The organism is Tenacibaculum halocynthiae (assembly GCF_964512825.1).
GTDB classification, from domain to species: domain Bacteria; phylum Bacteroidota; class Bacteroidia; order Flavobacteriales; family Flavobacteriaceae; genus Polaribacter; species Polaribacter halocynthiae.
In genome coordinates, this window is the sequence record NZ_CAZELG010000009.1 from 325,148 (window position 1) to 335,308 (window position 10,161).

Genomic DNA, 10,161 nt, shown 5'->3' on the forward strand with positions numbered 1-10,161 from the left:
TCTGAAAGAAACAAAAAGAAAAGGACAAAAAGATTAATAAAACATTAATTTGTATCTTCGCCACTTATGATTTTGAAACAATTTAAGGAATTAAAAGAATTCTTATCACGGCCTCAAGAAGTGGTAATAATAGGGCATAGAAATCCTGATGGAGATGCAGTTGGATCTACATTAGGTTTAAAACATTATTTAGATAAAAAAGGGCATAAAGCACAAGTGTTAATGCCTAATGAATATCCTGATTTTTTACATTGGATTCCTGGCTCTGAAACTGTATATAGATTTGACAGACAAAATAACCAAAGTGTAAAAGCATTAAAAAAATCTACCATTATATTTTTATTAGATTTTAATGCATTGCATAGAGTTGGTCATGACATGCAAAATACTTTAGAAAAGTATGAAAACGATTTCGCATTAATTGATCATCATCAACAGCCTGATGATTTTACGTATATGTATTCTGATACGTCAATGTCTTCAACTTGTCAAATGGTATATAATTTTATTGAGATGATGGAAGATGTGGATATGATAGATAAACACATTGCTACCTGTTTATATACCGGTATAATGACAGATACAGGCTCATTTCGTTTTCGTTCTACAACAAGTAGAACACATAGAATTATTGCTGATTTAATAGATAAGGGAGCGGAAAATGATAAAATTCATAGCAATGTTAATGATTCGAACACGTATAGCAGATTGTTGTTATTAGGACAATCATTGAGTAATTTGGAAATTTTACCAGAATATAAAACAGCTTTTATAACACTTTCACAAGAAGAAAAAAAGAAGTTTAATTATGAGAAAGGAGATACTGAAGGTGTTGTAAATTATGCTTTATCATTAAAAGGAATTGTATTTGGAGTTATTTTTATAGAAGATGAAGAGCAGGGGATTATAAAAATATCTTTCAGGTCTAAAGGAAAGTTTTCTGTAAATCAATTTGCAAGAAATTATTTTAATGGAGGAGGACATGATAATGCGTCAGGAGGAAAAAGTGAATTAAATATGGAAGATACGATTGCTAAATTTAAATCGTTATTACCTCAATATATTGACGAATTACAAACATCTTATGAAGTATAAAAGTGTATTTTTTTTAGTAGTAATTATACTGTTTTCTTGTAACGAACCCAAAGCAAGAAGACCTAAGAAGCATGGCACACAAAACTTTTATAAAGAAGTATTAAAAGAGAATAAAAAAATAAACGACCTGCAAAAAAAACGTATAGAGTTATGGATATCTAAAGATACAATTCATGATTTTATTGAAAGTACCAAAGGGTATTGGTACTATTATGTAAAAAAAGATACGCTTCAAAGTAATACTCCTAAATTTGAGCAATTTGTTGATATAGAGTATAATGTAAAGAGTATGGTTGGTGATATTATATACGAAAAACAACAAAGAACATACAAAATAGATAAAGAAGATTTTATTCCTGCTTTACAAGATGGAATAAAGTTGATGAAAATAGGAGAAACCATTACATTTGTGATCCCTTCATACAGAGCTTATGGTATTACTGGTGATGGAAATAAAATAGGTATAAATCAGCCTATACAAAGTACAGTAACATTAATCGACATTAAAAACAAATAAATAAAAATGAAATTAACTAAAATTTTAGCAGCTTCAATTATAGGCTTATCAATAGCTTCTTGTAGTAATGGCAGCGGTCAAACAAAAACTAAAAGTTCATTAACATCTGAGGTAGATTCAGTAAGTTACGCTATTGGTTTAGATATGGCAACAAAGATAAGGGCTAACTTTAAAGACATGGATAATGATTTATTTATTCAAGGTTTTAAAAACGGAATGGATTCTACTAATATGTTAATGGAAAATAAAGATGTAAACGTTGTTTTACGTAACTATTTCCAAAAGCAACAGCAAGAGAGAATGAAAAAAATGCAGGAGGAGCAAACTAAGAAAGCTGAAAAAGAATTTGGAGAGTATAAAAAAGAAAACGAAAAGTTTATAGCTGATAATAAAACTAAAAGTGGAGTAGTTACTACTGCTAGTGGATTACAATACGTAGTTTTAAAAGAAGGTAATGGAGATACTCCTAAGGCTAACTCTAGAGTTAAAGTACATTATCACGGAACTTTAATTGACGGTACTGTTTTTGATAGTTCTGTAGAAAGAAAAGAGCCATCTGAATTTGGAGTAGGGCAAGTAATTAAAGGTTGGACTGAAGGTTTACAGTTAATGAAACCAGGAGCTAAATACAAATTCTTTATACCACAAGAATTGGCTTACGGACCTCAACAAAGAGGTAAATTATTAAAACCATTTTCTGCATTAATTTTTGAAGTAGAATTATTAGAAATTAAGTAATTTATCACAACATATTTAAAAACAATTAGGCTAGTGAATTCACTAGCCTAATTGTTTTTTAGTACTTTAGCTAAACTAAAAATAGAGAAATGAAATTAGTAAAATATTTATTAATTATTACAGTTGTATTAACTGCTTGTAAAACAATAAAATATCCAGATTTAGAAAACGGTTTGTATGCTGATATACAGACGAATAGAGGTGATATATTAATTAAACTTCATGATAAAGAAGTTCCAATGACAGTTGCTAATTTTGTGTCTTTAGCAGAAGGTGACAATCCTAAAGTAACCGATTCATTAAAAGGAAAGCTTTATTTTGATGGAACAAAATTTCATAGAGTTATTAAAGATTTTATGATACAAGGAGGAGATATTACAGGAACTGGTGGTGGTAATGCTGGATATAAATTTGGAGATGAGTTTCCGATGGATGCCGAAGGAAAATTAATTTATAAACATGAGAAAGCAGGTGTTTTATCTATGGCTAACTCAGGTAAAAACACAAATTCAAGTCAGTTTTTTATTACGCACAAAGCTACACCTTGGTTAGATGGAATGCATTCTATATTTGGAATGGTGCAAAAAGGACAGTCTATTGTTGATACTATTCAGAAAAATGATTATATAAATCATATTGAAATTATTAGAGTAGGTAAAGAGGCAAAGAAATTTGATGCCCCAATAGTATTCAAAAATGAATTAGCAAATGCAGCTCAAAAAGAAGAGGAACGCAAAAGAATATTAGAAGAATTAAAAAAGAAGTATCTAGAAAAAATGGGGATAGATAAAGCTATTTCTACTGAGTCTGGATTGAAAATATTATCATTACAAAAAGGTAAAGGTAAGAAAGTGAATCCTGCTATTCCAACTACAGTTCATTACACACTTTATTTAATAGATGGAAAAAAAATAGATTCGAGTATAGACAAAGGAAGGCCATTTACTTTTATAATAGATGAAATGGATTTAATTGCCGGATGGAAAGAAGGTGTTAAAACGATGAGGGAAGGTGATAAGTCTAGGTTTTTTATTCCTTATTATCTAGGATATGGTGAAGATGGATTAGGGCCAATTATTGGGAAATCTGATTTGATTTTTGAAGTTGAAGTTTTAAAAGTAGGTAAATAGTTTGGTAGAGAGTATTTTACAAAAAGATAGAGAGCTGTTGATCTTTTTAAATAATTTAGGAAGTGAGCAATATGATGGTTTTTGGTTAACAATAACTAATCAATTTACTTGGGCTCCTTTATTTGCTTTTATTTTATTTTTAATATTTAAATATCTAGGATTCAAAAAAGGAATTTTTACATTTTTATTCCTAGTTTTATTAGTTGCTTTTTCTGATCAGTTTACAAATTTAGTTAAAAACTATTCAGAGAGATTAAGACCTTGTAATACTGAAAGCTTACAGCAGTTATTAAGAACATTTTCATATAAGCCGGGAGGGTATAGTTTTTGGTCTGGACATGCATCACTGTCTTCAGCATTTACTGTATTTATAGTGTTCCTGCTTAGAAACAGAACTAAATTAATATACTTGTTATTTATATTTCCAGTAATTTTTGGGTATAGTAGAATATATTTAGGGGTTCATTATCCAGTAGATGTAACGTCAGGTTACTTAACAGGTGCACTTATTGGAACTGTTTTTTATCTGTTATACAAGCTATTGTTTAAGGCTGTTTTTAAGGAGGAGTATAGTTAGTAAATAGTAGAATTAGAATAAATAGAGCATTTTCATTTGAAAATGCTCTATTTATTTATAAGATATTTAAAATATTAGTATCTTGCATTTATTATGCATGCATAATAAAAATAATAAAAAATTATATCATGACTAAGTACAAACATATTTTTGAGCCATTAGATTTAGGATTTACAACTTTGAAAAATAGAGTTTTAATGGGGTCGATGCATACAGGTTTAGAAGAAGAGAAGAATGGAATTGAAAAGATAGCGACTTACTATGCTGAAAGGGCTAAAGGAGGAGTTGGATTGATAGTTACGGGTGGAATAGCACCAAACATTCAAGGTTGGACAGCACCTTTTTCAGCAAGAATGAGTACAAAAAAACATGCTAAAGAACATAAAGTAATAACTGAAGCTGTACATAAAGAAGGAGGGAAAATTTGTATGCAAATTTTACATTCTGGTCGTTATGGGTACCATCCATTTACAGTAGCTCCTTCGAAAATAAAAGCACCAATTAATCCTTTTAAACCATTTGCTTTAAAGCAATCTGGAATACGAAGAACAGTGAAAGATTTTGTTAATTGTGCTAAATTATCTCAAGAAGCTGGTTACGATGGAGTAGAAATTATGGGTTCCGAAGGGTATTTAATCAATCAATTTATAGTAAAAAGAACAAATAAGAGAGAGGATACCTATGGAGGTGTTTATGAAAATCGTATTCGTTTGGCCGTTGAATTGGTAAGTAAAATAAGAGAAGAAGTAGGAGAGAATTTTATTATCATTTATCGCTTGTCAATGTTAGATTTAGTAGAAAATGGTAGTTCATGGGAAGAAGTAGTTCAATTAGGAAAAGAAATTGAGAAGGCAGGAGCTACAATCATAAATACTGGAATTGGCTGGCATGAATCAAGAATTCCTACAATAGCAACTTCAGTGCCTAGAGCAGCTTTTACATGGGTTACTCAAAAAATGAAAGAAGAGCTTTCTATTCCTTTAATAACATCTAATCGTATTAATATGCCAGATGTAGCTGAAAAGGTTTTGGCAGAAGGGCATGCAGATATGATTTCTATGGCTCGTCCATTTTTAGCTGATCCTGAATGGGTGAATAAGGCTAAAGAAGAAAAAGATGATGAAATTAATACCTGTATAGCTTGTAATCAGGCTTGTTTAGATCATGTTTTTGAAAAGAAAATAGCAAGTTGTTTAGTAAATCCTAGAGCGTGTCATGAAACAGAATTAAATTATACTGCTACAAATAATAAAAAGCGTATAGCGGTTGTTGGTGCTGGACCTGCAGGTTTAGCAGCGTCTACTGTTGCAGCTCAAAGAGGTCATGAAGTAACACTTTTTGATGCCGATAAAGAAGTAGGAGGTCAGTTTAATATCGCTAAACAAATTCCAGGAAAAGAAGAGTTTTACGAAACAATTAGATATTTTAAAAAACAGCTTGAAATACATAATGTAAACATTCAATTAAATACAAGGGTTTCAGCTGAAGATTTAGCAAAAGGTAATTTTGATGAAGTAATTTTAGCAACAGGTATTACTCCAAGAACGCCAAGAATAGAAGGTGTCGATCATGAAAAAGTATTAAATTATATCGATGTTTTAAAATTGAAAAAAACAGTAGGTAAAAGAGTTGCTGTTATAGGAGCTGGAGGTATTGGTTTTGATGTTTCTGAATATTTAACTCACGAAGGTGAAAGCACAAGTCAAAATATAGATGCTTGGTTAAAAGAGTGGGGAGTTGATAAAACAATGGGAGCACGAAGTGGTATTGAAGGTGTTAAGCCTGAGTTTCATCCTTCACCAAGGGAAATATTTATGTTTAAACGAAGTAAAGGTAAATTCGGAAAAAATCTAGGGAAAACTACTGGCTGGATTCATAGAGCTAATTTAAAAAAGAAGAATGTACAGTTTATAAATGAAGTTCAGTATACGAAAATAGATGATCAAGGATTGCATTATACTCAAAATGAAGAAGAAAAGATATTAGAGGTCGATCATGTAATTATTTGTGCAGGTCAAGTTCCTTTTAAAGAGTTGTTCGAGCCTTTAGAAGCAAAAGGAGTAAATGTTCATTTAATTGGAGGAGCTGACGTCGCTGCTGAGTTAGATGCCAAACGAGCTATAAATCAAGGTAGCAGATTAGCTGCTAAATTATAAAAAAGAAATCCTGCAATTTGCAGGATTTCTTTTTTATAAAACCTGAATTTATTGATAAATCTAAATATTTACCGATATTTGTGATATTATTACAAAATACAATAGAATGGCAATGAATAAAAACACAGTTCTTGGTTGGGCTACATTGATAATGATTTTAATGGGGATTTTACTTGTAACTTTAGCAGTATTTAAATACGATGAAATAGCAGGGTATGGATTTGGCGCAGTTGGTCTTGGTTTTTTTGCAAATGCATGGGTGTTTAATGCACTAAAAGGTAGAGTATAATAATATCCACTAATTTTTTAAAGAATAATTATAATGAGTGACGATAAGAAAGTAATCTTTTCGATGAATAAGGTTTCTAAAACCTATCAAAGTACAGGAAAACAAGTTTTAAAAGATATATATTTAAGTTTCTTTTATGGAGCTAAAATTGGAATTCTTGGTTTAAACGGATCAGGAAAATCTACATTATTAAAAATCATTGCTGGTGTTGAAAAAAACTATCAAGGTGATGTAACTTTTTCACCAGGATATAAAGTTGGTTACCTAGAGCAAGAGCCTCAACTGGATGAAACTAAAACAGTAATGGAAGTTGTAAAAGAAGGGGTAGCTGAAACGGTTGCAATTCTTGATGAGTACAACAAAATTAATGACATGTTTGGTTTAGAAGAAGTATATTCTGATGCTGATAAAATGGATAAGTTAATGGCTCGTCAGGCTGAACTTCAAGATCAGATAGATGCTTCGAATGCATGGGAATTAGATACCAAGCTAGAAATAGCAATGGATGCTTTACGAACACCAGATTCAGATAAATTAATAGGTGTTTTATCAGGAGGAGAGCGTCGTAGAGTTGCTTTATGTAGATTATTACTTCAAGAACCAGAAATTTTATTATTAGATGAGCCAACAAACCACTTGGATGCAGAGTCTGTTCACTGGTTAGAGCATCATTTAGCACAATATAAAGGAACAGTTATTGCGGTTACTCACGATAGATACTTTTTAGATAATGTAGCTGGTTGGATTTTAGAATTAGATAGAGGTGAAGGAATTCCTTGGAAAGGAAACTATTCATCTTGGTTAGATCAAAAATCAACAAGATTAGCTCAGGAAAGTAAAACAGCTTCAAAACGTCAAAAAACTTTAGAACGAGAGTTAGATTGGGTACGTCAAGGAGCAAAAGGTCGACAAACAAAGCAAAAAGCACGTTTGAAGAGTTATGAGAAATTAATGAGTCAAGACCAAAAGCAAACTGAAGAAAAACTTGAAATTTATATTCCTAACGGACCACGATTAGGTACTAATGTAATTGAAGCTTCAGGTGTTTCTAAAGCTTTTGGAGATAAATTATTGTATGAAAACTTAGAGTTTAATTTACCTCAAGCTGGAATTGTCGGTATTATTGGTCCAAATGGAGCTGGTAAAACTACTATTTTCAAAATGATAATGGGTGAAGAAACTCCTGATGCTGGAACCTTTAATGTTGGTGAAACTGCTAAAATAGCCTACGTAGATCAAGCGCATTCTAATATAGACCCTGAAAAATCAATTTGGGAAAACTTTTCTGAAGGACAAGATTTGGTAATGATGGGAGGTAAGCAGGTGAACTCTAGAGCTTATTTAAGTAGGTTTAATTTCGGAGGGAGCGAGCAGAATAAAAAAGTAAACACATTGTCTGGTGGTGAACGTAATCGTTTACATTTAGCAATGACTTTAAAAGAAGAAGGAAACGTACTACTTTTAGATGAGCCTACTAATGATTTAGATGTGAATACGTTAAGAGCTTTAGAAGAAGGTTTAGAGAATTTTGCAGGTTGTGCTGTAGTAATTTCCCATGATAGATGGTTTTTAGACAGAGTTTGTACTCATATTTTAGCTTTTGAGGGAGATAGTCAAATTTATTTCTATGAAGGATCTTTTTCTGAGTATGAAGAAAATAAAAAGAAACGCTTAGGTGGTGATATAATGCCTAAACGAATTAAGTATAAAAAATTAATTAGATAAATAAAATGTAAAGACTGTCCTTTTAAAGACAGTCTTTTTTTTCTTAAATACTATTTGAAAATGCTTCTAATTCTTTAGAATAAGAATGTGAAGATCTTGAAGGAATCGTATTGAGGTATTCAATAATTTCAGAAGGGTTAATAGCTTCAATATTTTCCTCTTTATGTAATTCAGGAAGTGTATTCATAAAGTAATTTTGAATATGAGCTATGAAAGTAATAAGGTCTTTACAGTACACTGAAGGGTTGTTAAAACCATTTTTCTTACTATATCTATGAACTAATCGTCCTCCTTTACAAATTTCGTTTAAAGGACATTCCATACATTGGTTGCACAATTTACTTCCATGGCTTCCAAAATATAAACTTCCTAAAGGAGAGTTTTTTATATCTGAAAACTCATTGCTGTTTATGCTTAACCCAGTTTTAGTAAAACCATTACCACATGCTTTTAATGAGTCGATAGCTTCTATTTCACCATTAGTTTCTATGACTAATACTTTTGATTCATTTTCAGTATTTTCAGTAATTCTTAGTAAGCTATTAATAAAACCGATAAACATTGGTATTTTATATCTTTCAGGATCGTTAATCCAGATATCAAATAACTCAATTAGCCAATTTGACATTGTATTTTTGTCCTTGTTAAAAGGGAAATTATCGTGAGTATAGTCAGGAATTAAGAAATTCACTAAGCTTACATTCATTTTTTTAAAACTATCGTAAGTTTCTTTTGGATTCTCCTTTGTATTAATTACACAAGCTATATCAGCGTGTCCCATTTTGTTTTTAAGAAGAGATACTCCCTTAAAAACGTCTTCATAGCTCCCTTTACCTTTATGATCTACTCTATACATATCATGTGCTTTTGGGGTTCCATCAACACTAACACTAGGGTAAATATTAAGTTCTTTAAACAAGTTTAACCAGCTGTCATTAATAAGTACACCATTGGTTTGCATTTCATAGTAAAAAGTAACCTTATCAAGGTTTTTTTGTAACTGATTGGCTTTCGATATAAAGAGTCTATAAAATTCTTCAGAAGCTAGTAAAGGTTCACCACCATGGAAAAGGAAAGTGAATTTTTCTTTATTAAATTTTTGGATATATGATTTTACTTTCTTTAAAATATTGTCTACAGTAGTGTCTGACATAAATTTTGGTTGATTTTTATAGGTTGTATCACCAAGATTATACATAAAACAGTAGGAACAATTTAAGTTACATCTACTAGCAACTTTTAAAACTAAAGCATCGAAAATCATAATATTAGATAGGTTAAGTTTATAAAAAAGGAATTATATCTAACATTCAGATATAATTCCCTATACTTTAAATTACATGCTGAATCGTACTTCTTTCTTTTCTTCAACTGCAATTCTAGTAACACATTTACTTAATGTTTCAGACCAAACCATTCCATCTGGACAACGTCTACCTCCACCACCTGTTGGTATGTAAATAATATCATCAGTAACTGGACCGATAGCACCACCTTTAAACTTGTCTAAACTTTTAATTTCTAAATTTGAAAATTTGTCTAACCCTTTAGGTAAAAAAAACTTTTTTTTCATTGTATTAGTATTTGTTTATTATCGTGCTTACTCTATTAATGATTTTCAGCTTCCTCAATTTTATTAAATGCGCATTTAATAATTATTCTTTCTAACTAGTATGAGGAGCTTTATAGTATTACCCATTTTTTTTATTTAATTTTAAATTAATAGATAATAAGCAAGAATAAAAGGAGTGTGTTTTTTATTCTAAGAGAAGATTAAGCTAGTATTGGCCTAAGTTTTATGTAATAAAAAAAACCGAAACAATATTGTTTCGGTTTTTGAGCGAGAGACCAGGTTCGAACTGGCGACATTCAGCTTGGAAGGCTGACGCTCTACCAACTGAGCTACTCTCGCATTTGGTAAAGATTTTTGTACA

At 30.9% G+C, this 10,161-nt stretch carries 10 protein-coding genes and 1 tRNA gene; 8 read left to right on the forward strand and 3 right to left on the reverse strand.

Annotated features, from left to right (window positions below; translation table 11 throughout):
• The first annotated feature begins 66 nt into the window (after positions 1–66).
• The 8 genes from ACKTTQ_RS02240 to ettA all read left to right on the forward strand — a co-directional run bounded on the left by ACKTTQ_RS02240 (position 67) and on the right by ettA (position 8,227).
• On the forward strand, positions 67–1,095 hold the full coding sequence (locus ACKTTQ_RS02240) for a DHH family phosphoesterase (protein WP_408048280.1): 1,029 nt from the start codon (positions 67–69) through the stop codon (positions 1,093–1,095).
• On the forward strand, positions 1,085–1,612 hold the full coding sequence (gldI, locus tag ACKTTQ_RS02245) for a gliding motility-associated peptidyl-prolyl isomerase GldI (RefSeq protein WP_299135403.1): 528 nt from the start codon (positions 1,085–1,087) through the stop codon (positions 1,610–1,612). The genes ACKTTQ_RS02240 and gldI overlap by 11 nt, the downstream gene beginning before the upstream one ends.
• A 6-nt stretch (positions 1,613–1,618) precedes the next feature.
• Positions 1,619–2,350 (forward strand): FKBP-type peptidyl-prolyl cis-trans isomerase, encoded by a 732-nt coding sequence (locus ACKTTQ_RS02250; RefSeq protein ID WP_113786716.1) that lies wholly within the window; start codon positions 1,619–1,621, stop codon positions 2,348–2,350.
• Positions 2,351–2,439: 89 nt separating this feature from the next.
• Entirely contained in the window at positions 2,440–3,480 is a 1,041-nt protein-coding gene (locus ACKTTQ_RS02255; protein ID WP_093868757.1) for a peptidylprolyl isomerase, read from the forward strand.
• Position 3,481: 1 nt separating this feature from the next.
• Positions 3,482–4,057, forward strand: coding sequence for a phosphatase PAP2 family protein (locus ACKTTQ_RS02260; RefSeq protein WP_408048281.1), 576 nt, complete (start codon positions 3,482–3,484; stop codon positions 4,055–4,057).
• Between the two features lie 128 nt (positions 4,058–4,185).
• On the forward strand, positions 4,186–6,213 hold the full coding sequence (locus ACKTTQ_RS02265; RefSeq protein ID WP_093868755.1) for an NADPH-dependent 2,4-dienoyl-CoA reductase: 2,028 nt from the start codon (positions 4,186–4,188) through the stop codon (positions 6,211–6,213).
• 112 nt (positions 6,214–6,325) lie between these two features.
• Positions 6,326–6,502: a CAL67264 family membrane protein gene (locus tag ACKTTQ_RS02270; RefSeq protein WP_093869210.1), complete on the forward strand. Its 177-nt coding sequence runs from the start codon at positions 6,326–6,328 to the stop codon at positions 6,500–6,502.
• A 33-nt stretch (positions 6,503–6,535) separates the two neighbouring features.
• A complete protein-coding gene (gene ettA / locus ACKTTQ_RS02275) occupies positions 6,536–8,227 on the forward strand; it encodes an energy-dependent translational throttle protein EttA (RefSeq protein WP_093868754.1) in 1,692 nt (563 codons plus the stop codon).
• A gap of 43 nt (positions 8,228–8,270) precedes the next feature.
• On the opposite strand, the gene ACKTTQ_RS02280 is transcribed toward ettA, so the two are convergent.
• From ACKTTQ_RS02280 to ACKTTQ_RS02290, 3 genes are all read right to left on the reverse strand, one after another.
• Entirely contained in the window at positions 8,271–9,491 is a 1,221-nt protein-coding gene (locus tag ACKTTQ_RS02280; RefSeq protein ID WP_113786719.1) for a radical SAM protein, read from the reverse strand.
• A 72-nt stretch (positions 9,492–9,563) separates the two neighbouring features.
• Entirely contained in the window at positions 9,564–9,800 is a 237-nt protein-coding gene (locus ACKTTQ_RS02285) for a hypothetical protein (protein WP_093868752.1), read from the reverse strand.
• 266 nt (positions 9,801–10,066) lie between these two features.
• Positions 10,067–10,139, reverse strand: a tRNA-Gly gene (locus ACKTTQ_RS02290).
• Positions 10,140–10,161: the final 22 nt, after the last annotated feature.

Bases quoted from the DNA above. Each gene is read 5' to 3' on its own strand.
- ACKTTQ_RS02240 (WP_408048280.1), top strand. From the start codon at position 67: ATGATTTTGAAACAATTTAAGGAATTAAAAGAATTCTTATCACGGCCT.
- gldI (WP_299135403.1), top strand. From the start codon at position 1,085: ATGAAGTATAAAAGTGTATTTTTTTTAGTAGTAATTATACTGTTTTCT.
- ACKTTQ_RS02250 (WP_113786716.1), top strand. From the start codon at position 1,619: ATGAAATTAACTAAAATTTTAGCAGCTTCAATTATAGGCTTATCAATA.
- ACKTTQ_RS02255 (WP_093868757.1), top strand. From the start codon at position 2,440: ATGAAATTAGTAAAATATTTATTAATTATTACAGTTGTATTAACTGCT.
- ACKTTQ_RS02265 (WP_093868755.1), top strand. From the start codon at position 4,186: ATGACTAAGTACAAACATATTTTTGAGCCATTAGATTTAGGATTTACA.
- ACKTTQ_RS02270 (WP_093869210.1), top strand. From the start codon at position 6,326: ATGAATAAAAACACAGTTCTTGGTTGGGCTACATTGATAATGATTTTA.
- ettA (WP_093868754.1), top strand. From the start codon at position 6,536: ATGAGTGACGATAAGAAAGTAATCTTTTCGATGAATAAGGTTTCTAAA.
- ACKTTQ_RS02280 (WP_113786719.1), bottom strand. From the start codon at position 9,491: ATGATTTTCGATGCTTTAGTTTTAAAAGTTGCTAGTAGATGTAACTTA.
- ACKTTQ_RS02285 (WP_093868752.1), bottom strand. From the start codon at position 9,800: ATGAAAAAAAAGTTTTTTTTACCTAAAGGGTTAGACAAATTTTCAAAT.